The organism is Rhizobium sp. YAF28 (assembly GCF_052113285.1).
GTDB lineage: Bacteria > Pseudomonadota > Alphaproteobacteria > Rhizobiales > Rhizobiaceae > Rhizobium.
Window position 1 is genome coordinate 55076 of the sequence record NZ_JBFRCX010000020.1, and the last position, 23387, is coordinate 78462.

Below are 23387 nucleotides of genomic sequence, written 5' to 3' on the forward strand. Positions count from 1 at the left end.
TCAGGACCTCTTCATCTTGGGGTCGAGCGCATCACGCAGGCCGTCGCCCATCAGGTTGATAGCGAGAACGGTGATGAGAATCGCAAGACCCGGAAATGTAACAACCCACCAGGCGCGCGATATGAACTCGCGGGATTCGGCAAGCATCGTGCCCCATTCAGGTGTCGGCGGCTGAGCGCCCATTCCGAGGAAGCCGAGGGCGGCTGCATCAAGGATCGCGGCGGAGAAGGCAAGCGTTGCCTGGACGATCAGCGGTCCGAGGCAATTCGGCAGGATCGTCTTGAACATCAGCCGGAAGGTGCCGGCACCGGCGACGCGGGAGGCCACCACATATTCCTTTTCACGCTCGCCCATCACGGCGGCGCGTGTCAGGCGCACGAAATGCGGCTGGTTGACGATCGAGATCGCGATCATGGCATTGAGCAGGCCGGGACCCAGCACCGCGACGAGCACGAGGGCCAGAAGCAGTGACGGGAAAGCCAGGATGATATCCATGAGGCGCATGATGACGATATCGACGCGGCCGCGGAAATAACCGGCAACGAGGCCGATCAAGACGCCCGCAAGCACCGACAGCGTGACGACCACGACACCGATGAACAGCGAGAACCGTGCGCCGAAAATCAGGCGTGAAAGGATATCGCGACCGACGGCATCGGTTCCGAGCGGATAGGAGAAGCTGCCGCCATCCATCCAGAAGGGGACAGACAGGAGAAGCTGGCGGTTCTGCTCGGTCGGCGCATGCGGCGAGACGAGCGGTGCGAAGATCGCCATCAGAAGGATGACGAGGAAAACGAAGAGACCGATGACGGCGCCCTTGTTTCGCGAGAAATAGTACCAGAATTCCGTAAGGGCGGAGGGCTGGTCGGATTTTGCAGTAACCGTGCTCATGGACCGCTCCTAGTGCCTGATACGCGGATTGATGAAGCCGTAGGTCAGGTCGACGATCAGGTTCACCAGCATGATGATGCCGGCGATCAAGAGAAGACCGCCCTGGACGACTGCATAGTCGCGCTTGAAGACAGCATCGACCATCCACTTGCCGATGCCCGGCCAGGAGAAGATCGTTTCGGTAAGAATGGCGCCTGCGAGCAGTACGCCGACCTGCAGGCCGATCGTGGTGATGACCGGGATCATAGCGTTTCTGAGCGCATGAATACCGACGACACGCAGCGGCGCCAGACCCTTGGAGCGGGCCGTGCGCACGTAATCCTCGCCCAGCACTTCGAGCATCGCCGAGCGGGTCTGGCGGGCGATAACCGCAAGCGGAATGGTGGCAAGCACCACGGTCGGCAGAATGAGATAGCTGACGGCCGAGGCGAAGGCGCCCTTCTGGCCGGAGAGCAAACTGTCGATCAGCATGAAGCCGGTGACAGGTTTGAAGAAATACATCAGCGAGATGCGGCCGGAGACAGGCGTCCAGCCGAGATAGCCGGAGAAGAAGATGATGAGCAGCAGGCCCCACCAGAAGATCGGCATCGAATAGCCGATAAGGGCAACGCCCATCACGCTCTGATCGAACCATGTTCCGCGCTTGACGGCCGCGAAGACGCCGGCCGGCACGCCGAGAAGGATTGCCACCAGGATGGCGCAGAGCGAAAGCTCAAGCGTTGCCGGGAAGAGCGTAAAGAATTCGCCGAGAACCGCACGTTTGGTAACGATCGAGGTACCGAGATCGCCGTGCAGCACTTTTCCGAGATAATCGAAGTATTGCACGTACATGGGCCGGTCGAAACCGAGATCGTGCATGATCTGGGCGTGACGTTCGGGTGCCATGGTTCGTTCGCCCGACAACAGCATGACGGGATCGCCAGGAAGCAGGCGGATGAACGAGAAGGCAATGAGCGAAACGCCGAGGAAGGTCGGTATCAGGACTGCGAGGCGCCCGATGAGAAATCGCAACATAGCAAGGTTGTCCAATAGTTTCCGGCGGTCAGGTGGAGACCTGACCGCCGGTCGAGCCCGGTTTCAGCCGGGCAGTTTATCATTTTTCTTATTCGGCGATATCAACGCCGTCGAAGCGGTGGATGCCGAGCGGATCCATATGGAAGCCCGATACCTTCTTGCTGACCGGGACGAAGACCAGCGAGTGGTCGAGCGGAGCCCAGGGAGCTTCCTTCTTGAAGATTTCCTGTGCTTCTTCGTAGAACTTCGTGCGGGCAGCAACGTCAGCCGTTTCCTTGGCCTTCGTCATCAGAGCGTCATAGTCCTTGTTGCACCACTGAGCGCGGTTGTTGCCGCCCACAGCGTCGCAGCCGAGCAGCGTGTCCATGAAGTTGTCCGGGTCGCCGTTGTCGCCGGTCCAGCCGATGATGACAGCGCCATCGCGCTTCACGTCGGAGGAGAGCTTCAGGTATTCGGCCCATTCATGGGTGACGATCTCGACCTTGACGCCGACCTTGGCAAAGTCTGCCTGCATCAGTTCGGCGGCGCGGCGAGCGTTCAACATGTACGGACGCGAAACCGGCATTGCCCAGATCTTCATCGACAGATCCTTGACGCCAGCGGCTGCGAGAGCCTTCTTGGCGCCTTCCGGATCGTACTTGTCGTCCTGGATCTTGTCGTTATAGGACCACATTGTCGGCGGGATCGGGTTCTTGGCAACCTGGGCAGCGCCCTGGAAGACGGCGTCGATGATCGCCTGCTTGTTGATCGCCATGTTCAGCGCGCGGCGGACTTCCGGCTTGTCGAACGGAGCCTGCTGGGTGTTGTAGGCGAGGAAGCCGACGTTCAGGCCAGCCTGTTCCATGACCGTGAGGTTCGGATCCTTCTTGAGCTCGGCAACGTCAGCAGCATTCGGATACGGGACGAGGTGGCACTCGCCGGCCTTCAGCTTCTGGGCGCGGACAGCGGCGTCCGGGGTGATCGCGAAGACGAGATCGTCGATCTTTTCCTTGCCCTTGAAGTAGGTTTCGTTGGCCTTGTAGCGGATGACGGCATCCGTCTGATAGGCAACGAAGGTGTACGGGCCGGTGCCGAGCGGCTGCTGGTTCAGCTGGGCCATCTTGCCGTCAGCGGCGAGCTTGTCGGCATATTCCTTGGAAACGACGGATGCGAAGTCCATCGCGAGGTCGGCCAGGAACGGAGCTTCCGGATGGTTCAGCGTGAACTTGACGGTCAGATCGTCAACCTTCTCGACCGACTTGATGAGGTCAGGGAAGCCCATGCCGGCGGCATATTCGTAAGAACCGCCTTCGACATACTTGTTCCACGGATTGTCCGACTTGATCTGGCGCTCGAACGAGAAAACCACGTCGTCGGCGGTGAGATCACGCGAGGGGGTGAAGAAATCGGTGGTCTGGAACTTCACGCCGGGATGCAGCTTGAAGGTATATTCCTTGCCATCGGGGGAAACCGTCCAGCTGTCGGCAACACCCGGCTCGATCTCCGTACCGCCATGCTTGAATTCAACGAGGCGGCTGTAGACCGTACGTGAAGACGCGTCGAAGGTCGTGCCTGACGTGTAGAGGCTCGGATCGAAGCCTTCCGGCGATCCTTCGGCGCAATAGACAAGCGTCTTGGAATACGCGGCGGTGGCCATGACCGAAGCCAGGGCTGTCGCTGCGAGCAGGACAGAGAACTTTTTCATGATATCGTTTCCCAGGTTTGTTCTTTTTTGATCTTTAGAGATCGGGCGCTCATTACCCCGATCAGCGGGCCGATGGAACGATATTTATTTGCTGAACGCAACGGCATCCGCAGAAAATTTTTCCAGAAAAGCAATTTTAGAAATTTTCGGTCAAAAATAGGCCAAAATTTGCAAGATTGAGGCACGTTCAACCGCATTTCTGTCGCTTTTGGTACAATTTGGCGTCGCGGAAGGCGTTGAGAACGGTTTCAACGGGCTCTGATATATCAACAATCCGTGAGTGCAAATGAAAAACCACGGCTATCGAAAACAGCCGTGGTTCATGACGATATCAGAATATTCAAGTATCAGGCGGCCGGTGCCGGAACGACGGGCTTGCGATAGTGCTGTTCGCCGGTGAGGCCCAGCAGAAAGTTGATCTGCGGCCGCGCCTTTACCAGATCATCGATCGAATATTCGGTCAGCACGTCGAAGAAGGCATTCAGTGCCTTGCGCAGCGCCGAATTCAGGCCGCAGCTATCAACCAGCGGGCACTCGACCACACCATCTTCAAAGCATTCCGCCATGGCGAAGCTGTCTTCGGTGACCCTTACCACGTCGAAAAGGCTGATATCGGCCGCCGGCTTGCCAAGGCGCACACCGCCGTTGCGGCCGCGCACCGTCTCGACAAGGCCTGCCTTGTTGAGCGGCTGCAGAATCTTGAAAAGGAAGAGCTCGGAAACACCGTATGCTCTGGCAATCTCCGGAATCCGGCTCAAATGTCCTTCATTGGCTGCACAATACATCAACATGCGAACCGCATAGTTGGTCTGCTTCGTCAACCGCATGCCAATCTCCTAAATCATTTGTGAACCGTATATAATGGCTTTCACAGTTTTGAACAATTCCAAAATATGAAATTCACATTCACGTTTCCCGCGACTGCTCGCCGCAGCGTTTGAAACGAAAACGGGCCCTTCCCGGGCCCGTTTCCAAATGCGATGGCTTTCGCGTCACTTCATCGTCGGCATGACGAATTCGGCGCCGCCCTTGATGCCGGATGGCCAGCGGGCGGTAACGGTCTTGGTCCGGGTCCAGAACTTGATCGAATCCGTGCCATGCTGGTTGAGGTCGCCGAAGCTCGAAGCCTTCCAGCCGCCGAAGGAGTGGTAGGCGAGCGGCACTGGGATCGGAACATTGATGCCGATCATGCCGATGTTGATGCGGGAGGCGAAGTCGCGGGCAGCGTCGCCGTCGCGGGTGTAGATCGCGACGCCGTTGCCGTATTCATGCTTCATCGGCAGGGAGAGCGCTTCTTCATAGTTGTGGGCGCGAACGACGGACAGAACCGGCCCGAAGATCTCGGTCTTGTAGATTTCCATCTCGGGCGTGACGTTGTCGAACAGGCAGCCGCCGACGAAATAGCCGTCCTCATAACCTTGCAGCTTGAAATCGCGGCCATCGACGACAAGCTTTGCGCCCTCTTCGATACCCTTGTTGATCAGATCCTGGATGCGGTTATAGGCATCCTTGGTGACAACAGGGCCCATGTCTGCTTTATCGTCGGTGTAAGGACCGATGCGCAGGGATTCGATCTTCGGGATCAGCTTCTCGACGAGGCGGTTCGCTGTTTCCTCGCCGACCGGCACGGCAACCGAGACGGCCATGCAGCGCTCGCCAGCCGAACCGTAGCCGGCGCCCATCAGGGCGTTGACGGCCTGGTCCATATCGGCATCCGGCATGATGATCATGTGGTTCTTGGCGCCGCCGAAGCATTGAGCGCGCTTGCCGTTCATCGCAGCCGTTCCATAGACGTAACGGGCAATCGGCGTGGAGCCGACGAAGGAGACGGCGCCAATATCGGGATCGGTGAGGATCGCATCGACGGCCGTCTTGTCGCCGTTGACGACGTTCAGGATGCCGGCCGGCAGACCGGCCTCGATCATCAGTTCGGCAAGGCGGATCGGAAGGGACGGATCGCGCTCGGAGGGCTTCAGGATGAAGGCGTTGCCGCAGGCGATTGCCGGGGCAAACATCCACATCGGGATCATGCCCGGAAAGTTGAAAGGCGTGATGCCGGCGCCGATGCCGACGGGCTGGCGGATCGAATACATGTCGATCGCCGGGCCGGCGCCTTCCGTGAATTCACCCTTGGCAAGATGCGGGATGCCGCAGACGAATTCGCAGACTTCGAGGCCGCGGATGACATCGCCCTTGGAATCCTCGACCGTCTTGCCGTGCTCGCTGGAGAGCAGCGTCGCAAGCTCATCCATGTGCTGGTTCAGGAGATCGACGAACTTGAAGAAAACGCGGGCGCGGCGCTGCGGGTTCGTCGCGGCCCATTTCGGCTGCGCAGCCTTGGCGTTTTCGACAGCGGCGCGCAGTTCCTCGACGCTTGCGAGCGCGACCTTTGCCTGTACTTCGCCGGTCGCGGGGTTGAAGACGTCGCTGGTGCGGCCGCTGGTGCCGGCGACCTTCTTGCCGCCGATGAAATGACCAATCTCACGCATGGGTGTTCCTCCTGATCTCTTGATGGCGCAACAATCGCACTTCAATTTGCACAAATCAATGCGCTATAATAAGCAACCGTTGTGCGTATATTATAGCTCGATCGCTGTGACCGGTGCTCCTGCTTCAAAACTGGCACGGCACGCGGACAAGTCAAAGGGAGGCCGAACCGATGAGCGGGAAACCTGTCGTCAGGATGGCGGAACTGGAGATCGATCCAGGCACGCTCGAAGCCTATCGTGCGCTGCTGACCGAGGAAATCGAAGCATCCGTCGCGCTGGAAGACGGTGTCCTTTCCCTGAATGCCGTTTCCATCAGAGATCATCCGAACAAGATCCGTATCCTCGAGGTCTATGCCAACAGGGAAGCATACGAGGCTCATCTGCAGACGCCGCATTTCCTGAAATACAAAACCGAAACGGCCGGCATGGTGACAGCGCTGACGCTTATCGACGTCGAACCCATCATCATGCGTTCAAAGCCATGAACTGGGATGACGTTCGCATTTTCCTGGCCGTCGCCCGCACAGGGCAGATCCTCGCTGCGTCGAAGAGGCTGGGGCTCAATCACGCCACGCTCTCGCGCAGGTTGACCTCACTCGAAGAGGCGCTGAAAACACGGCTTTTCATACGCCGGACGAATGGCTGCGAGCTGACCGCTGAAGGCGCAGTCTTTCTTGCCTCGGCTGAGCGGATGGAAACGGAGATGCTTGCCGCGCAGGCCAATCTCGGCCACACCGACACGGCCATTGCCGGAACGGTGCGCGTCGGCGCGCCCGATGGGTTTGGTGTTTCCTTTCTTGCGCCGCGAATGGGCCGGCTGATCGAACGATATCCGGAGCTGAAGATCCAGCTCGTGCCGGTGCCGCGTTCCTTCTCGCTGTCGCAGCGTGAAGCGGATATCGCCATCACGCTGGAGCGTCCGGAACAGGGGCGGCTCGTCTCGTCCAAGCTAACCGACTATACGCTCGGTCTCTACGCGTCGCGGGATTATCTGGCGCAGCGTGGAAAGCCCGAAGATGTCGATGCCTTGAAGGCCCATCCGCGCATCGGCTACGTCGAAGACCTGATCTTCACTGCCTCCCTGAATTTCTCTGGCGAGGTGATGCGCAGCTGGGATGCGGGGTTCGAGATCTCGACGGCGATCGGCCAGACCGAGGCCGTACGTTCCGGCGCCGGCATCGGCATCCTGCACGATTATATCGCCCGGCAATACCAGGAACTGGTGCGCATCCTGCCGGAGGTTTCCATCCGCCGCGCCTACTGGACGACCTACCACGAAAGTGCGCGCGATCTGGTGCGCGTGCGCAGCGTCATCGATTTCCTGCAGGAACTCGTCGACGAGGAAAGGCAGATCTTCTTGTAATACATATGTTTTACGCAATTCCGGACACAAAACCGCTGCACACTTTTGCTGGAATTGCTCTAGAGATGCTTTGCCGGTTCCTCGTTCTCATCAGGGTTGGGAAGCGGCGTTTCATCCGGCAGGCGATCCGGTTCCGGTTCCTTGACCGGCGGCTCCGGCTTCCAGCCCGGTGAAGGCATTGGCGGCTGGTCGGGAATAGGTTCGTTCGGAACGGACATGGCCGGCTCCTTTACGATTGCGATATTGGATTATTTGTCGTGCCTGACGGTTTCGGCAGCGCGCACCGGCATGCTGTCGATGATGGCGAAGAGTTCGCCTGACGTGATCGGCTCACTGGCCTTCAGCTTCACGGTGCCATCCTTGCCAAGCAGGAAGGCGGCAAATTCGCCTGTGTCAGGCATGTCCAGTTCCTGGCGGAGCGCCTCGCCGTCCAGCCCGTCGCCGCTTCCGAAGAGCGGCTTTATGCTTGATCCGACAAGCTTGAGAATGACCATATCCCGCTCCTCAAGAGCGGCGCGATCGGCAAGCAACTGGTTTTCCTGGCGGGCTGCGCGGGAATTGTCCTGGTCGGCAATCACAATGAAGACGCGGTTTTTCCACTGAAACTGTTCGAGACTGGCGACAGCGGCGTAAGCTGCATTTGTCTCATCGATCTTCGTTGCGCCGTAAAGAAGGGTCTTGGACATACACATACTCCCGTCGACCGTTGAACGGCGCGGGAGCGCAAGAGTTCCAATCATGTCCCTTAAAAGGGGACGACGGCCGATCAGAAAATGCTGATCGGCCTTGTCGCCTCATCAGATATGCAAAAAGGCAGAAACTGGAACCTGCAGTGCTGCAGCAATACGCCTCAGCTTTGCCGGATCGGCGCTTTCACCATTTTCGATTTCGAGGATTTCCCCATTGGCCAGACCGCAGGTGACTGCGAGGTCTTCAATGCTGTAGCCAACCGCACTGCGTGCGTCCTTAACCGCAGCTGCCACGTCAATCGGGGAAACAGCGGTCGATTCCTCTATATTCTGAACAGAAATGGACATCAAATTCTCCTTAATGCCTCGGTGGACTGTCCCTACCCCCAAGCGGCAAGCCGCCAGCATTTCGCAACGCAACGAAGACATTGGGCAATTGCTGCATCGCACCGCACATAAATAGGTAAACTAATGTTAACGGCAATAGCAAAATGCGAGCAGGCATCATTTTGACATCAAAAAGCGCTGATGCCGTGCATTGCCGAACGGGAAAACCAACTTATGGGAGAGAATGGTACGGTTGGGGGGTCTCGAACCTCCGACCTCAGGTGCCACAAACCTGCGCTCTAACCAACTGAGCTACAACCGCACAATGTCACGCACGGCGCGACGGGGGTCACATACGAGGACTTGAACTTTTATTCAAGCCCCGATTTGCGCTCAATATACAAAAAGGCTGAACATGCGGTCCAGCCTTTATTATCTATCGAGCCTGGTAGATCAGGCAACCTTGAAGGATGCCATGGCCTTTTCAGCGGCTTCCTTGGAAGGCTTTGCAACCTTTTCGGCAACCTGCTTGGTGGTTTCCTGCAGCGACTTCGCCTGCTCGACGGTCAGTTCAGCCTGCTTGCGGAAGAAGGAGGTCTGCAGCTCGAAGAATTCGGCGACGGACTTGACGCCGAGAAGCGCTTCCATGTGCGAGAGCGAGCTTTCAGCATTGACGCGGAGCGCGTCGATCGCCTTAAGGCCGATTTCAACGCTGCCAGCCTGTGCGGTCTGGACCGTTGCTTCCAGCGTCTTGCCGGCTTCTTCGCCTGCGGACTTCAGCTTGGCATAGGCTTCCTTGGACTGCTGAGCACCCTTTTCGGCGAAGTCACGGAAAGACTCGGCCAGCTTGCTCGGGTCGAAAGAGGCAATTGAAAAAACGTCGTCGGTCTTTATGGTAGCCATCGGATCGTGTTCCTCTAAGATGGGCAGATCTTGTGCCCGCGATAAATCGGATAATTCTTATATAGGGCATTTTATTGTGCATTGCAACATCATTGTGCGCCGCACAATGCGTTAACCTTGCCGCCCGAAAGCTCCCGGCTCTTCTGGACCGACCGCAGACCTGCAGTTATTAATAAGCAGTTAATTTGAAGAGGCCGAAAGCGACAGGTTCGATCATGCCCGCAGTCCAGTATCCGTTCATCGACATTGCCGTTCATGCGCGGGTTCGTGAACGATTTTCGCGTGGCGAGGCCATGGTTCTGTTCTCGGGCGACCTTTCCCACTTGCTGTGGGCAAACGGTGCCGGCGCCGAGCTGTTTGGCCATGCTGCGGTCTATGACCTGCTTGATCAGGGCGTCAGCCACGCCGACATCACCTTCCGCCAGCTCGAGGCGACTGCCCGCCAGCTTGGCGAAGTCGGTGACCAGAAGACTTTTATTATCCGCATCGCTAAGTGTTTCCAGCGCGTTCAGGCTCCGGCTTCGTCGGAGCTCATCCGTCTCGCTTCTGGCGAGAAAGCCATCCTGTTTTCCGTTCCGGTCTCCACACGTCCGCTGACGGCTGGCGCAAGTGCTGCGCAGATGCTGCAGGGCCTCGATGACCCAGATACGCATATGGCAGTGATCGGGGCCGAGGGCGAAGTCATTGCCGCATCGCCAGGTTTCGCCTTGCTCGGCATCACGCAGCAAGCGGCAAGGACGCTCATCACGCTTGCCGGCGCCCATCCAGACCGGCTGGTGAAGCGCCCGGTTGCGACCGGCCGCGGCCACTTGCCGGCTGCCGTCGGCAAACTCAACGACGAGCCCGCACTCCACCTTCTCTTCGCCGTCGAAACGTCGATCGGTCATCTCGATCCCATCGAGCCCTCCGCCAAGGTGGAAGAGCCTGCGCCGCAGGAAATTGCACCTGCAGAAGCCGCAACGGATGAAATTGCTGATGTTGCCGCGCCTGTGGCTGGCTTTACAGAAGCCGAAGCGATCGACGCCGTTTCCGGCATCGAAGAAGTCGAGGAAACTCTGGAGGAAATCATCGGCGAGGCCGAGGAGCCGGTTGAAGTCAGCGAACCGACCGAGGCCGAAGCCCGTTTCGAGCCGTCGGCAGATGAGAGCATTTCCGAGCCCGAAGCAGCCGTCGTCGAAGACTCCGGCGAGCAGCAGGTGGATCAGCCGAGCGAAACTTTTGCCTCAGCGGAAGAAACCGTTGAGACAAGCGCAGAAGCTCCGGTTGTGGAGCAGGTTGAGCCGGCCGCTTCCGTCGCGGAAAACTTCGCGGCAACACCGGTGGTCCCGGTGGAGCCTGAAAGCGCACCGAATAGCAGCTTCGTCTTCAAGCCGAACAGCCGTGCCACCCGATTCGTTTGGAAGATCGATGCGGAAGGCCGCTTCAGCGAAGTTTCGCATGAATTCGCCGAGGCTGTCGGCCCGCATGCGAGCAACATCATCGGCAGCGCTTTCTCCGACGTTGCCGCCTTGTTCAACCTCGACCCTGAATCAAGGCTCTCCGAGGCCTTAGCGCGACGCGATACCTGGTCCGGCAAGACGATCTACTGGCCGATCGAGGGCACGAGCCTCGTCGTGCCTGTCGATCTCGCCGCTCTGCCGACCTATACGCGCAACCGCGACTTTGATGGTTTCCGCGGCTTTGGCGTGGTGCGCCTGTCGGACGCGCAGGAAGATCCTCTAGCGCTCGGACTGACGCTCGGGCCTGACGGCATCGGTCATGATGCCTCCTATCTTGGCCCGGTCAATGAAACCGCACCGGAAGAGACGGCACCGGCAGAAGCTGAACTGCCGCAAGAGCAATCTGAAGAAATTGCCGAAGCTGCGCCGCAGGCCGAAGATGCAGTGAATCCAGAGCCCGATGTCGAAGAAGACACCGGACCGGAAGTGGAAACGGCGACAGACGTAACCACTTCGGAAGAGACGGCAGCTGCGGAACCTGTCGCCGAGGAGCAATCCGCCGCTGAGCCTGATGTTGCCGAGCAGCGGGAAGAGCCGCCAGCGCTACGCCTTTCCGAAACGCCGAGCCGCCGCTTCACCGACAAGATCGTGCAGTTGCACAGCGCCAGCAGCGGTCTGACGGCTGCCGAGCAGGCGAATTTCCGCGAGATCGCCAAGCGCCTCGAAGCCTTCGGCGCGCGCAACGAAGAGCCGGTCGCCGCCCCACAGCCGGAACCTGATGTCGAACAGGCATCGGTAGTCGAAGACGTTGTTGCCGAAACTTCTGTCGTCGAGCAGGCAGCACCGCAGGAAGCGATCTACGAAGCCGCAGCAGAACCGCTGCCGGAAGAGGCTTCCCCGCAAGCCGAAGAAACATCCGCAGCCGAAGCGGAAGACGACGTGACCGAAGGTCTGCAGGAGACGGTCAGCCAGATCGAGGTTCTGACCAGCTTCATTCCGCCGCGCGTGAAGATGACGGACGGGCTCTCGGCGGCGACCGTCGATCTGCTGCCCGTTGCCGTGCTGATCCATGCTGGCGACCAGCTGATCCACGGCAATCCGGAATTCCTGCGGCTGACGGGCTACGGTTCCGTCGAAGCCCTCTCCGAAGTGGGCGGCATCGATGCATTGCTGCAGCGCCATGACCTCGAAAACGGTTCGGGCACGATGATGCTCGTCAAAGCCGACGACAGGCTGGTGCCGGTCACGGCCCGTCTGCAATCGGTTCGCTGGGAAGATTCCAACGCCCTGATGCTGGCGCTGATGCCCGTCGAAAACCGGGAGGAAGGCAGGGGCGAGGTTATCAGGCTCGACCAGCGTTCCGACCGGATGGTCGAGAAGGTCGCCAAGCTGCAGGTCGAGGTGGAGGAGTTGCGCTCGATCCTGGAGACGGCAACCGACGGCGTCGTCGTCATCGGCACGGAAGGCGATATCCGCTCGATGAACCGCTCGGCAAGCGCCCTCTTCAACTACGACGAACAGGAAACACGCGGCAAACCCTTCATTATGCTGTTCGCGCATGAGAGCCAGAGGGCCGTTCTCGACTATCTGCATGGGCTTTCCGGCCATGGTGTGGCAAGCGTGCTGAACGACGGACGCGAGGTGATCGGCCGTGAGGCCGCCGGCGGCTTCGTGCCGCTGTTCATGACCATGGGCCGCCTGACCTCATCCAACGGCTATTGCGCCGTCATCCGCGATATCACCCAGTGGAAGCGTACCGAAGACGAGTTGCGCAATGCCAAGGGTGCGGCCGAAACCGCCAACGCCCACAAGACAGATTTCCTGGCGCGCGTCAGCCATGAGATTCGCACGCCGCTCAACGCCATCATCGGCTTTTCCGACATGATGGCGAGCGAGCGCTTCGGGCCGATCGGCCATCCGCGCTACATCGAATATGCCAACGATATCGGCCGTTCCGGCCGGCATGTCCTCGACATCGTCAACGACCTGCTCGATATTTCCAAGATTGAAGCGGGCGAGATGGATCTCGATTTCGCCTCCGTCGGCCTTAACGAAGCGATCTCGGAAGCAGTGGCATTGGTGCAGCCGCAGGCAAACAGCCAGCGGGTCATCATCCGCACCGCCCTTTCGCAATCGGTGCCCGATGTCGTGGCCGACCTGCGCTCGATCAAGCAGATCGCGCTGAACATCCTGTCGAATGCTATCCGCTTTACGCCATCAGGCGGGCAGATCGTCGTTTCCACTTCCTATGAGGCGAACGGCAGCGTCGCGATGCGGGTGCGCGATACCGGCATTGGCATGACGCGCAGCGAGCTCGACCAGGCGATGAAACCATTCCGCCAGGTGTCGTCCACGCAGTCACGCCATCGCGGCGACGGCACCGGTCTCGGCCTGCCGCTGACCAAGGCAATGGTCGATGCCAACAGGGCGATTTTCTCGATCAATTCTGCGCCGAACGAAGGCACGCTGGTGGAAATCACCTTCCCGTCGCAACGCGTGCTGGCGGGCTAAGCACTTATTTTTGCGCAATTCCGGACGCAAAACCACTGGACACTTTTGCTGGAATTACTCGCCAAAGAAAAGGCAGCCAATGGCTGCCTTCGAGAGTTGGTGCTGGTAAAACAAGAGCTTAGTCGATCAACGTCATGTTTCGGGAACCGCAGTTCCAGACCATCTCTTCATGTATGGTCTCCAAGTTGGTTTCACCTTTGACAAACCTTTCTTAACGAAAGGTTTCCAAAACGCGGAATTGATCAACGGCAAAAGCTTGTAGTTTAGCAGCCGCTATCAGACCTTTAGCTCTTCCAGTCCGGCAAAAAGCTTGAGTGCCTCGGGGTTGGCGAGCGCCTCCTGATTTTTCACCGGCCGGCCGTGGACGACCTCGCGCACGGCAAGTTCGACGATCTTGCCAGACTTGGTGCGCGGGATATCGGCGACCGCGATGATCTTGGCCGGCACATGGCGGGGAGAAGCGCCGACACGGATGCGGGTCTTGATCGCCTTGATCAGATCCTCGCTCAAGGTGACGCCGGGCGCCAGGCGGACGAAGAGCACGACGCGCACGTCGTCATCCCAGTCCTGGCCGATGCAGAGCGCTTCGGCGACTTCGTCCATCTGCTCGACCTGATTGTAGATTTCCGCCGTGCCGATGCGCACGCCGCCAGGATTGAGCGTCGCATCCGAACGGCCGTGAATGATCAGGCCGCCATGTTCGGTCCATTCGGCAAAATCGCCGTGGCACCAGACATTGTCGAAGCGCTCGAAATAGGCGGCGCGGTACTTGGCGCCATCAGGATCGTTCCAGAACATGACCGGCATTGATGGGAAGGCCTTGGTGCAGACCAGCTCACCCTTTTCCTGACGAACCGGCTTGCCTTCGTCATTCCAGACGTCGACGGCAAGGCCGAGGCCAGCTCCCTGGATCTCACCGCGCCAGACGGGCTGCAGCGGATTGCCGAGCACGAAGCAGGACACGATATCCGTGCCACCGGAAATCGAGGCAAGCTGGACGTCTTCCTTGATACCTTCATAGACGAAGGCGAAACCTTCAGGCGACAGCGGCGAACCGGTGGAGGTGATCAGCCGCAAGCTCGACAGATCATGGCTCGTGCGCGGCGTCAGCCCACTCTTGCGCACTGCGTCGATATATTTGGCCGAGGTCCCGAAGATCGCGAATTTCTCCTCGGCCGCATAGTCGAAGAGCACATTGCCATCAGGCGCGAAAGGCGATCCGTCGAAAAGGCAGAGCGTGGCACCGGAGGCAAGGCCGCTCGCCAGCCAGTTCCACATCATCCAGCCGCAGGTGGTGAAGTAGAAAAGCTTGTCCCCCGGCTGCACTCCGCAATGCAGGCGATGCTCTTTCAGATGCTGAAGCAGCGTGCCGCCGGCAGAATGCACGATGCATTTCGGTATGCCTGTTGTGCCCGAGGAAAACAGAATATAGGCCGGATGGGCGAAAGGCAGCTGCACGAACTCGATCGGCCTCGGCGCATAGGGAGCAACGAATTCTGAAAGCGTCTTGCCGCCGGCGATTTCGCGCGCGACCTCTTCGGCGTTGCCGGCATAATGGACCACCAGCGTCGGCACACCGAGGCTCTTGGCGACGTTCGCCACCTTCGACTGCACGTCCTGCAGCTTGCCATTATACCAATAGGCGTCGCAGGCGATGAAAAGCTTCGGCGCGATCTGCCCGAAACGATCGAGCACGCCTTGCTCGCCAAAGTCCGGAGAACAGGACGACCAGATGGCGCCGATCGACGTTGCCGCCAGCATGGCAGCTATCGTTTCCGGCATGTTGGGCATCATGGCCGCGACACGGTCGCCCTCGCCGATGCCGAGCGCGCGAAAGCCCTGCTGCAGCTGTGATACAAGCGCGCGCAGGCGATCCCACGACCAGCGGTCTTCGACCTTGTCCTCACCGCGGAAAATGATGGCATCGCCCCGCCCGCTTCCGCTCAGCAGGTTTTCAGCGAAGTTCAGGCGCGCCTCAGGAAAGAAGCGTGCTTCCAGCATGCGGTCGCCGTTAACGAGAATATCCGCGCCGCGCTCTCCCTTCACGCCGCAGAAATCCCACAAGGCCGACCAGAAGCTCTCCCGATCGGCGATCGACCAGGCATGCAGATCCTCAAAACCTTTCAAGGCGAGACCGAAGTCTCCATTGCAGCGCTGCAAAAAGGCATGGATCGGGCTAATTTCGATCCCATCTTCCGTGGGCTTCCAAAGCGGCTGATTTTCCTGCATTCAATCCTCCTCCCCAATGCGGAACTTATAGCATGCTGCATTGCATTATAAAGTGTGCAGCGACGCGATCCGCCGCGCGTGGGATTTGCATATGCCCGGTATTTCATATATCCGGCAAAATCAGAAAATAACGGGTAACCGGCTGAAGTTCCGGCGGAGCTCATGGGTACGTCAAGACAAGGCAGATGGCGAAAAAGGATCGGCCCCGTCTCGCGCTGGCTGCCGGCATTTGCCCGTGTCTCCACCATCCTATTGTTAATCGGGCTTGCCTTCTTCCTCGCGCTCAGGATCGCCGCTCCCTATCTTATTTCCACCGGCTTCGTGCGCTCCGGCATCGAGGATGCCCTGTCGAAATGGACGGGCTATCACGCCGAGATCAAGGGCAACCCCGTCCTCGAATTCTGGCCGACGCCACGCATTACGCTAAACGACGTCACCATCCGCCAACCGCGCGAAAGCGGCGACAAACTGCTCGGCCGCATCGAGAGCCTTTCAGCCGATTTCAGCCTGATCGATGCGCTGCGCGGCCGCACTCGCTTCCACGAATTTCACCTGCTGCGGCCCAGCCTCGCGCTGACGCGCGATGAGAATGGCCTGATCGACTGGAGCTATACCGGCCTTCTGGCACGAGCCATCGTTGGCGTACGGGATGACAACGGCGCCGAGGTTCTCGATCCGAAGCTCGACGCCGACATCGGTGCCGTGACGGTGGAGGATGGCACGCTGACCCTGACCGATACGCAGACAGGCAATGTCTACCACTTCGACAGCGTCGCAGCCGATATCGCCTGGCCGAAGCTGTCGAGGGCCATTTCAGCCGTCCTCATTGCCCGGTTCAACGGCGAGGACCTGAAGGTCGATTTTGCCTCTGCCGCGCCGCTGCTGGTCTTCGGCGGCAAGAATGCCGAGATGAAGGCCTCGATCGCTTCCAACCTGATGACCGCGCGTTTCCAGGGTGTCGGCAGCATGGTGAGCCTCTCCTCGGTCTCAGGCAATATCAACGCCAGCTTTCCTGATGTGCAGGCCCTCCTGAAATGGTCCGGCAGATCTATCCCGGGGATCGAGTCGCTGAAGAGCGCGTCGATGACCTCGGATGTGACGTCGGTATCCAACGGTTTCCGCTTCAACAATGTCAGTATGGCGCTGAACGATGCGAGCGCCACCGGTGTGATGGATTTCACCGTCGCACCCGGCAAGCGACCGAAGATCGGCGGGACACTTGCCTTCGACCAGATGAACCTCAAGCCGTTCCTCGATGCCTTCGCGCTCAGACTTGCCGCCGGCGGCCTTGGCGACTTGCTGCTACCGAGCCCTCTTGGACCGCTGCAACTTCTTGATCTCGATGTGCGGCTTTCCGCGCGACAGGCGCAGATGGGTATCTTTTCGCTTGCGGATGTCGGCGCCAGCGTGATCGTCGCCGGCGAGGAAGCGAAGTTCGATATTGGCGACAGCCAGTTCGAGGGCGGCGAAATGACTGCCCATCTGGAGGCGACCCGCCGCGATTTCGATGGTGGCGGCAAGCTGCAGCTTTCGATCCGCGATGCGGATTTCAATGCACTTGCCGAAAAATTGCAGCTCAAGGGGCCGCTGCCGCATGCGACAGGCTCCCTCGATCTTTCGCTGGAGACGCCGAAGGCGATCTGGACGACGGGACTTGCCGATGTGACCGGCAGGCTCAGATTCTGGACGGCTGCGGGCTCCATTCCCGGCGTCGATGTCTATGCACTTCGCACGCAGGCAGCGCAGAAGCCGTTCTTCGCGCTGAGCTCCACTGGAAACGGATCCTTCGCCTTCAGCAAGCTCGATCTTCAGGCCGACTTTGCCAATGGCACCGCAGAAATCCACGATGCGCGATTTGCCGGCTCCGATCAGATGCTGACGCTATCAGGCGTCATTACTTATGAGTCGAACGGGCTTGCGCTCTCCGGCGCGCTGGAAGCGATCGATCCGGCAAAAGCGGCCGATCTGCCGCGCCTGCCCTTCTTCATCGGCGGCTCGTGGCCGAACCCGGTCATTTCGCCGGTGCCGCTGTTCAACGTACCGACGAAAACCCAGCCTTAGCGCCTTTCCTGGTCAGTTCTAAAGCATTTCCGGACGCAAAGGCTTTCGCTGGAATTGCTCTTAAGCTGTCGCCGCCGCGGCCCTCTCATCGCGCTCGCGCTGCACTTCGCGGCGCTTGGTGACGACAGATGCACAGATGACGCCTATCGCCACGATGGCGATCAGAATGGTGCAGACCGCATTGATTTCCGGAGTCACGCCGAGACGCACCTGGCTGTAGATCTTCATCGGCAGCGTGGTTGCGCCCGGTCCTGACGTGAAGCTCGCAATCACGAGGTCGTCGAGCGACAGGGTGAAAGCCAGGACCCAGCCGGAAAAGACGGCTGGCGAGATGATTGGCAGCGTCACCTCGAAGAAGGTCCTGACCGGCGGGGCGCCAAGATCCTGGGCGGCTTCCTCGATCGACTGGTCGAAACTCAGAAGCCGTGACTGCACGACGACGGCGACGAAGCACATGGTCAGCGTCGTATGCGCCAGTGTGATGGTCCAGAAGCCGCGGTCAAGGCCGATTGCCACGAAGAGGAGCAACAGCGACAGGCCGGTGATGACTTCGGGCATGACGAGCGGCGCGTAGACCAGTCCTGAAAAGAGGATGCGGCCGCGGAAGCGCGTGAAGCGCACCAGGGTGATCGCCGCCATGGTGCCGAGGATCGTCGCGAATGTCGCCGACAGCAGGCCGACGCGGATCGTCACCCAGGCCGCATCGAGCAGGGCCTGATTGGAGAGCAGCGAGACATACCATTTGGTCGAAAAACCGCCCCAGACGGTGACGAGCTTCGATTCATTGAAGGAGAAGATCACCAGAAGCACGATCGGCAGATAGAGAAAGGCGAAGCCGAGCACGACGGAGGTGATGTTAAAGCGGGTCCATCTGAACATGGCTTATTTCCCTGCCTCGTCGGCTTTTGCCTGAACATTCTGGAAGAAGACGATCGGGATCACGAGGATGAGAAGCAGGATCGTCGCCACCGCCGAAGAAACGGGCCAGTCGCGATTGGAATTGAATTCGTTCCAGATCGTCTTGCCGATCATCAGCGTCTGCGAGCCGCCAAGCAGGTCGGGGATAACGAATTCTCCGACGGCCGGGATGAAGACCAGCATGCAGCCGGCGATGACGCCCGGGATCGACAGCGGGAAGGTGACGCGCCAGAAAGCCTGGATCGGCGTGCAGCCGAGATCCTGCGCCGCCTCGATCAGCGTGCCGTCCATCTTCTCCAACGCCGAGTAGAGCGGCAGCACCATGAAGGGCAGATAGGAATAGACGATGCCGATATAGACGGCTGTATTGGTATTGAGGATGATCAGCGGATTGTCGATGAGGTGCAGCGACGTCAGGAACTGGTTCAAGAGCCCTTCCGGCTTCAGGATGGCAATCCAGGCATAGACGCGGATCAGAAAGCTTGTCCAGAAGGGCAGGATCACCAGCATCAGGAGCGTCGGGCGAATGCTGCGGGGCGCCTGCGCCATGCCATAGGCAACCGGATAGGCGATCAAAAGCGTCAGGAAAGTGGAGATCCCGGCGATCACCACACTCGAAATATAGGCATTGAAATAGAGCGGGTCGTCGGTCAGGTAGCCGTAATTGTCGAGGGAGAAGCTCGAGACCTTGTCCCAGAAACCGCCCCAGCCATCAGCGAGAGCGAAGACCGGCTCATAGGGCGGCATGGCGATCGCCGTTGCCGACAGCGAGATGCGGAAGACGATGAAGAACGGCGCCAGGAAGAAGAGCAGCAGCCAAGCATAGGGAATGATAATGACAAGGCGGTTGTAGAAGCGTGAAGTGAAGGTCCCCATGGTCTCAATCCTTCAGCAGCACGCCGCTGTCCTCATCGAAGGAGACCCAGACTTCCTGATCGTAGGTGAAGGGGTCATCGACGGCGCGCTGTGCGTTGAGGGAAGAAGCCTTGACGACATTGCCGTTCGGCAGTCTGACGTGGAAGACCGTCATGTCGCCGAGATAACCGATGTCCCAGAGCTCACCCTTGGCGGCATTGGTCGAGGCATTCCCGGGTGCCGCGCGGGTGACGCGGAGCTTTTCCGGGCGGATGGCGAAACCGAGCGTGCTACCAACAGCCGGCGCGTCTGTCGAGGCCGTGCGGACCGTGAAGCCGCTGTCGACGGCGATTTCGACCGCGCCATTTGAGGCCGTTGTCACCTTGCCGTCGAAAATGTTCACGTCGCCGATGAAATCAGCAACGAAGCGGCAATTCGGCGCTTCGTAGATTTCGGCCGGCGTGGCGACCTGCACCACCTTGCCGTGGCTCATGACTGCAATGCGGTCGGCCATTGTCATGGCTTCTTCCTGGTCGTGTGTGACGACGACGAAGGTGAGGCCGAGGCTCTGCTGCAGGTCCATCAATTCGAACTGGGTTTCCTCGCGCAGCTTCTTGTCGAGCGCGCCGAGCGGCTCGTCGAGCAGCAGCACCTTGGGGCGCTTGGCGAGAGAACGGGCAAGCGCCACGCGCTGGCGCTGCCCGCCGGAAAGCTGGTTGGGCTTGCGGGAAGCGAACTGCTCGAGCTTCACGAGCTTCAGCATCTGCGAGACACGCTCGACCATCTCGTCCTTCGGCATGCCATCCTGCTTGAGGCCGAAGGCAATATTCTTCTCGACCGTCATGTGCGGGAAAAGAGCGTAGGACTGGAACATCATGTTGACCGGCCGCTTGTAGGGCGGCGTGCCCGAAAGATCGGTGCCATCGAGAATAATTTCGCCCGATGTCGGCTGTTCGAAACCGGCCAGCATGCGCAGCAGCGTGGACTTGCCGCAGCCGGATGCGCCGAGCAGCGCAAAGAACTCGCGGTGATAGATATTCAGCGACAGATCGTTGACGGCGGTAAAATCGCCGAAGCGCTTGGTGACATTCTTGAAGGCAATGAAGGGTTTTGCGGATGGATCGGTCCAAGGTGCGAATGCGCGGCGGATATTGCCAAGAGATTTCATATTATTCCCCGAAAATACAAGGTTTCAGCCGGCCTCCACCCGGGCCGGGAATGGAAAGGCCCGGACGTTTCCGTCCGGGCCGAAATCTCGGTTATTGGCCGGTGACGACCTTGGTCCAGATTCGCGTCACGACGCGCTGCGTCTTCGGATCGAGCGGCGGCACCGTGAAGAGCTTGGCCATGATCTCCGGCGTCGGATAGATCGCCGTGTCGTCGATCACGTCCTTGTCGAGAAACTGCTGCGAGGCTTTGTTGCCGTTGGCGTAGAAGACGAAGTTGGATGCTTTGGCGGCGACTTCAGGCTTCATCATGTAGTTGATGAATTCATGCGCCTCTTCGACATGCGGCGCATCCTTTGGAATGCCGAAGACATCGAAGAAGATCTGCGCACCCTGGCTCGGAACAGAATAGTCGACATTTACGCCGGCCTTTGCCTCGGCCGCGCGATCCCGCGCCTGGAAGACGTCGCCCGAAAAGCCGAGCGCGATGCAAATATCGCCGTTGGCGAGCGCGCTGATATATTCAGAGGAGTGGAACTTGCGAACGAAGGGACGAACGGCAAGCAGGACTTCCTGCGCCTTGTTCAGGTCTTCCGGCTTCTTGCTGTTCGGATCGAGGCCGAGATAGGCAAGAACGGACGGAATGACGTCTGTCGGCGAATCCAGCATATAGATGCCGCAATCCTTAAGCTTTGCAGCCTTGGCCGGATCGAAAAGCGCATCCCAGTTCGGCTTTTCATCCGTGCCGAGTGCAGCCTTCACTTTGTCGACGTTAAAGCCGATGCCGGTCGTGCCCCACATATAGTCGACGGAGTATTCGTTGCCCGGATCGAAGGTGGCGACGCCCTTCGTCACGACGTCCCACATGTTCGACAGGTTCGGCAGCTTGGACTTGTCGAGCTTCTGGTAAACGCCTGCAGCGATCTGACGCTGCATGAAGGAAACGGTCGGAACGACGACGTCATAACCGGTGCCGCCGGCCAACAGCTTGGTTTCCAGCGTCTCGTTGGAATCAAAGGTGTCGTAGACGACCTTGATACCGGTTTCCTTGGTGAAGTCCTCGAGGATCGAGCTGTCGATATAATCGGACCAGTTGTAGACGTTGACCACACGCTCCTGGCCGAAGGCAGGCGCGGCGGCAAGGAGAGCGACAACGGCAACTGCCGTCAGGCTGGCGATTCTTGACCTCATGATATCTCCTGTTTTTTTAAAGGTATCGCGCCCCCGGACACCTCTTATTTCCCTCTGGTTTTGCTGCAGACTAGAAAGGATTTCCGGAGCCTACAAGCGCAAAATCCTGCGGCGTCAATGATTTCACAATCACTGAAAATCGAAGCTTCCAAGGCCAGCAGAGGTCTCGTCCAGAGCAAGTGGACGCGTCAGCGGCGGCTCGGCCCGGGAAAGGCATCCGCGCCTTTCACAAAGGCGGCAGGCGGGGCCGACCGCAACCGGCAAGGCATCGCTTCGGCCGTAGACCAGACTGTCGTGCAGGGCGGCATCGCAGCCGATCAGCAGAGCCGTGCGCCGCACCCGCTCGCCGAACTCCACCACCGGCCCTTCGAGCGTGCGTGCGATCGTCAGGAAAGCCGAACCGTCAGGCATGGCGACCGTCTCCACCAACACCCTGCCCGGCTCAAGAAAGGCAGCGTGGACGTTGAGCTTCGGACAGTTGCCGCCAAAGCGCGCCTGCGGAAAGCCCTGGGCACCTGTCCGGCGAATGACATGGCCTGCAGCATCACTCTCCATCAGGAAGAAGGGAATGCCGGCAGCGCCGGGACGCTGCAGCACGACGAGGCGCGACGCGGCCTGGCCGAAGGAGACAGCGAAACGGGCGCGGATGAGATCGATGTCGTATCGGGTATTCTGTGCGGCAAGAAGAAAGGCCCCATAAGGCATCAGCAAGGCGAGCGCCGCACTGCGCGTCAGCTCGAAGCGGGCGATGCGCCGCGCCTCGTCGGATGACAGCGGCAGTTCCTCAAGCGCGGCCTCGATCTCGGGCCGCAGGGCGAGCCTTGCCACTTCGATGGCAATTTCCTGCGCTTGATCGGCCCCTGAAAGGCGCTCGGACAGGAAAAGGCGCATCGAGTGACGGTCGAAGCGGCGACGCAGATCAGGCATGACATGAACGGGCAGGATTCGGGTGGCGATGCCGCGCTCGTTCTTCAGCCAGTCCTTCAGGTTGCCGCCGGCAGTAAGTCCGTTGGCGAAACTTTCAGCCGCCGCCTCGATGTCAGCGAAATAGGCGGGGCGGCGTTCCAGCGCCTCCCTCACCTCGTCCAGAGGCAGGCGGCCGGAAGCGACCGGCGCGCGGCCCTCGCCCGCCATCAGGGCCGTCAGGTCGGAAAGGCGGGCGGCCTGCTCGCGATAGGCGCGGTAGAGCTTGATCATACCGCTTGCCGCATTGGGCGCGGCATCGGCCACTTCGACAAGCTCCTGATCCCCCGGCAGCTCACCCGACAGCAACGGATCGGCGAACACCTCCTTCAACTGGCCAAGGCCACCGGCGGTTTCGCCCTGCAGTTCCTCAAGATCTATGCGGTATACGGAAGAGAGCTTGAGCAACAGTTGCACCGTCAATGGGCGCTGATTGCGTTCGATCAGATTCAGGTAGGAGGGGGAGATTTCCAGCGCCTCGGCCATGGCAGTCTGCGTCAACGCCAGCGCATTGCGGATGCGCCTGACTTTCGGCCCCGCAAATATCTTCCGTTCCGCCATGTCACATCCTTTACACTTTAGGATTTACAAGTTTTTACAAAATTACAAAACCACCCTGTAAATCCTCCTCATCCTAACCTCTTTCTTCGCCTGAAATCAAAGGTTTTTCTGGATAATTTACTCGTTCTTGTAA

General features: G+C 59.4%; 19 protein-coding genes and 1 tRNA gene. 4 read left to right on the forward strand and 16 right to left on the reverse strand.

The genetic code is table 11. From position 1 onward, the window contains the following. The 5 genes from AB4Z13_RS31000 to AB4Z13_RS31020 all read right to left on the reverse strand — a co-directional run bounded on the left by AB4Z13_RS31000 (position 1) and on the right by AB4Z13_RS31020 (position 6078). Positions 1-891 carry an ABC transporter permease subunit gene (locus AB4Z13_RS31000; RefSeq protein ID WP_113324863.1) on the reverse strand — a complete coding sequence of 297 codons (891 nt, stop codon included), beginning with the start codon at positions 889-891 and terminating at the stop codon, positions 1-3. 9 nt (positions 892-900) lie between these two features. Next, a complete protein-coding gene (locus tag AB4Z13_RS31005) occupies positions 901-1905 on the reverse strand; it encodes an ABC transporter permease subunit (protein ID WP_113324864.1) in 1005 nt (334 codons plus the stop codon). A gap of 88 nt (positions 1906-1993) precedes the next feature. Further along, positions 1994-3589, reverse strand: a complete 1596-nt coding sequence (locus tag AB4Z13_RS31010) for an ABC transporter substrate-binding protein (RefSeq protein WP_113324865.1) — start codon at positions 3587-3589, stop codon at positions 1994-1996. A gap of 347 nt (positions 3590-3936) precedes the next feature. Then, entirely contained in the window at positions 3937-4416 is a 480-nt protein-coding gene (gene rirA / locus AB4Z13_RS31015; protein WP_439014131.1) for an iron-responsive transcriptional regulator RirA, read from the reverse strand. A gap of 165 nt (positions 4417-4581) precedes the next feature. Next, positions 4582-6078 carry a CoA-acylating methylmalonate-semialdehyde dehydrogenase gene (locus tag AB4Z13_RS31020; protein ID WP_439014130.1) on the reverse strand — a complete coding sequence of 499 codons (1497 nt, stop codon included), beginning with the start codon at positions 6076-6078 and terminating at the stop codon, positions 4582-4584. A 170-nt stretch (positions 6079-6248) separates the two neighbouring features. Here AB4Z13_RS31020 and AB4Z13_RS31025 point away from each other — a divergent pair, with 170 nt between their 5' ends. Both AB4Z13_RS31025 and AB4Z13_RS31030 read left to right on the forward strand, forming a co-directional pair. Continuing rightward, a complete protein-coding gene (locus AB4Z13_RS31025; protein WP_439014129.1) occupies positions 6249-6563 on the forward strand; it encodes a putative quinol monooxygenase in 315 nt (104 codons plus the stop codon). Beyond that, complete coding sequence (locus tag AB4Z13_RS31030) at positions 6560-7441, forward strand: LysR family transcriptional regulator (protein WP_439014128.1); 882 nt, start codon at positions 6560-6562, stop codon at positions 7439-7441. Before AB4Z13_RS31025 ends, AB4Z13_RS31030 begins: the two co-directional genes overlap by 4 nt. A 59-nt stretch (positions 7442-7500) precedes the next feature. Here AB4Z13_RS31030 and AB4Z13_RS31035 read toward each other — a convergent pair whose 3' ends face one another. The 5 genes from AB4Z13_RS31035 to AB4Z13_RS31055 all read right to left on the reverse strand — a co-directional run bounded on the left by AB4Z13_RS31035 (position 7501) and on the right by AB4Z13_RS31055 (position 9360). Further along, entirely contained in the window at positions 7501-7659 is a 159-nt protein-coding gene (locus tag AB4Z13_RS31035) for a hypothetical protein (protein WP_192728093.1), read from the reverse strand. 30 nt (positions 7660-7689) lie between these two features. Further along, positions 7690-8127, reverse strand: coding sequence for a DUF4174 domain-containing protein (locus AB4Z13_RS31040; RefSeq protein ID WP_439014127.1), 438 nt, complete (start codon positions 8125-8127; stop codon positions 7690-7692). Between the two features lie 111 nt (positions 8128-8238). Next, on the reverse strand, positions 8239-8478 hold the full coding sequence (locus AB4Z13_RS31045; protein ID WP_113324871.1) for a helix-turn-helix domain-containing protein: 240 nt from the start codon (positions 8476-8478) through the stop codon (positions 8239-8241). 224 nt (positions 8479-8702) lie between these two features. Continuing rightward, a tRNA-His gene (locus AB4Z13_RS31050) sits at positions 8703-8779 on the reverse strand. Between the two features lie 131 nt (positions 8780-8910). Further along, positions 8911-9360 carry a phasin gene (locus AB4Z13_RS31055; protein WP_113324872.1) on the reverse strand — a complete coding sequence of 150 codons (450 nt, stop codon included), beginning with the start codon at positions 9358-9360 and terminating at the stop codon, positions 8911-8913. Between the two features lie 215 nt (positions 9361-9575). Between AB4Z13_RS31055 and AB4Z13_RS31060 the strand changes: the two genes are divergently transcribed. After that, positions 9576-13310, forward strand: coding sequence for an ATP-binding protein (locus AB4Z13_RS31060; RefSeq protein ID WP_442207631.1), 3735 nt, complete (start codon positions 9576-9578; stop codon positions 13308-13310). Positions 13311-13586: 276 nt separating this feature from the next. Here AB4Z13_RS31060 and AB4Z13_RS31065 read toward each other — a convergent pair whose 3' ends face one another. After that, positions 13587-15539: an acetoacetate--CoA ligase gene (locus AB4Z13_RS31065; RefSeq protein WP_439014125.1), complete on the reverse strand. Its 1953-nt coding sequence runs from the start codon at positions 15537-15539 to the stop codon at positions 13587-13589. Between the two features lie 162 nt (positions 15540-15701). On the opposite strand from AB4Z13_RS31065, the gene AB4Z13_RS31070 reads away from it, so the two are divergent. Beyond that, positions 15702-17600, forward strand: a complete 1899-nt coding sequence (locus AB4Z13_RS31070) for an AsmA family protein (protein ID WP_439014124.1) — start codon at positions 15702-15704, stop codon at positions 17598-17600. 60 nt (positions 17601-17660) lie between these two features. On the opposite strand, the gene AB4Z13_RS31075 is transcribed toward AB4Z13_RS31070, so the two are convergent. The 5 genes from AB4Z13_RS31075 to AB4Z13_RS31095 form a co-directional block, all read right to left on the reverse strand. Further along, positions 17661-18479 carry an ABC transporter permease gene (locus tag AB4Z13_RS31075; RefSeq protein ID WP_310378750.1) on the reverse strand — a complete coding sequence of 273 codons (819 nt, stop codon included), beginning with the start codon at positions 18477-18479 and terminating at the stop codon, positions 17661-17663. 3 nt (positions 18480-18482) lie between these two features. Then, positions 18483-19394, reverse strand: a complete 912-nt coding sequence (locus AB4Z13_RS31080) for an ABC transporter permease subunit (RefSeq protein ID WP_007819316.1) — start codon at positions 19392-19394, stop codon at positions 18483-18485. Positions 19395-19398: 4 nt separating this feature from the next. Continuing rightward, complete coding sequence (locus tag AB4Z13_RS31085; protein ID WP_439014123.1) at positions 19399-20541, reverse strand: ABC transporter ATP-binding protein; 1143 nt, start codon at positions 20539-20541, stop codon at positions 19399-19401. Positions 20542-20632: 91 nt separating this feature from the next. Next, complete coding sequence (locus AB4Z13_RS31090) at positions 20633-21730, reverse strand: polyamine ABC transporter substrate-binding protein (protein WP_439014122.1); 1098 nt, start codon at positions 21728-21730, stop codon at positions 20633-20635. Positions 21731-21859: 129 nt separating this feature from the next. After that, complete coding sequence (locus tag AB4Z13_RS31095; protein ID WP_439014121.1) at positions 21860-23254, reverse strand: helix-turn-helix domain-containing protein; 1395 nt, start codon at positions 23252-23254, stop codon at positions 21860-21862. Between the last annotated feature and the right edge of the window lie 133 nt (positions 23255-23387).

Coding starts and splice junctions, on each gene's coding strand:
- AB4Z13_RS31000 (WP_113324863.1), bottom strand. CDS start 891: ATGAGCACGGTTACTGCAAAATCCGACCAGCCCTCCGCCCTTACGGAA.
- AB4Z13_RS31005 (WP_113324864.1), bottom strand. CDS start 1,905: ATGTTGCGATTTCTCATCGGGCGCCTCGCAGTCCTGATACCGACCTTC.
- AB4Z13_RS31010 (WP_113324865.1), bottom strand. CDS start 3,589: ATGAAAAAGTTCTCTGTCCTGCTCGCAGCGACAGCCCTGGCTTCGGTC.
- rirA (WP_439014131.1), bottom strand. CDS start 4,416: ATGCGGTTGACGAAGCAGACCAACTATGCGGTTCGCATGTTGATGTAT.
- AB4Z13_RS31020 (WP_439014130.1), bottom strand. CDS start 6,078: ATGCGTGAGATTGGTCATTTCATCGGCGGCAAGAAGGTCGCCGGCACC.
- AB4Z13_RS31025 (WP_439014129.1), top strand. CDS start 6,249: ATGAGCGGGAAACCTGTCGTCAGGATGGCGGAACTGGAGATCGATCCA.
- AB4Z13_RS31030 (WP_439014128.1), top strand. CDS start 6,560: ATGAACTGGGATGACGTTCGCATTTTCCTGGCCGTCGCCCGCACAGGG.
- AB4Z13_RS31035 (WP_192728093.1), bottom strand. CDS start 7,659: ATGTCCGTTCCGAACGAACCTATTCCCGACCAGCCGCCAATGCCTTCA.
- AB4Z13_RS31040 (WP_439014127.1), bottom strand. CDS start 8,127: ATGTCCAAGACCCTTCTTTACGGCGCAACGAAGATCGATGAGACAAAT.
- AB4Z13_RS31045 (WP_113324871.1), bottom strand. CDS start 8,478: ATGTCCATTTCTGTTCAGAATATAGAGGAATCGACCGCTGTTTCCCCG.
- AB4Z13_RS31055 (WP_113324872.1), bottom strand. CDS start 9,360: ATGGCTACCATAAAGACCGACGACGTTTTTTCAATTGCCTCTTTCGAC.
- AB4Z13_RS31060 (WP_442207631.1), top strand. CDS start 9,576: ATGCCCGCAGTCCAGTATCCGTTCATCGACATTGCCGTTCATGCGCGG.
- AB4Z13_RS31065 (WP_439014125.1), bottom strand. CDS start 15,539: ATGCAGGAAAATCAGCCGCTTTGGAAGCCCACGGAAGATGGGATCGAA.
- AB4Z13_RS31070 (WP_439014124.1), top strand. CDS start 15,702: ATGGGTACGTCAAGACAAGGCAGATGGCGAAAAAGGATCGGCCCCGTC.
- AB4Z13_RS31075 (WP_310378750.1), bottom strand. CDS start 18,479: ATGTTCAGATGGACCCGCTTTAACATCACCTCCGTCGTGCTCGGCTTC.
- AB4Z13_RS31080 (WP_007819316.1), bottom strand. CDS start 19,394: ATGGGGACCTTCACTTCACGCTTCTACAACCGCCTTGTCATTATCATT.
- AB4Z13_RS31085 (WP_439014123.1), bottom strand. CDS start 20,541: ATGAAATCTCTTGGCAATATCCGCCGCGCATTCGCACCTTGGACCGAT.
- AB4Z13_RS31090 (WP_439014122.1), bottom strand. CDS start 21,730: ATGAGGTCAAGAATCGCCAGCCTGACGGCAGTTGCCGTTGTCGCTCTC.
- AB4Z13_RS31095 (WP_439014121.1), bottom strand. CDS start 23,254: ATGGCGGAACGGAAGATATTTGCGGGGCCGAAAGTCAGGCGCATCCGC.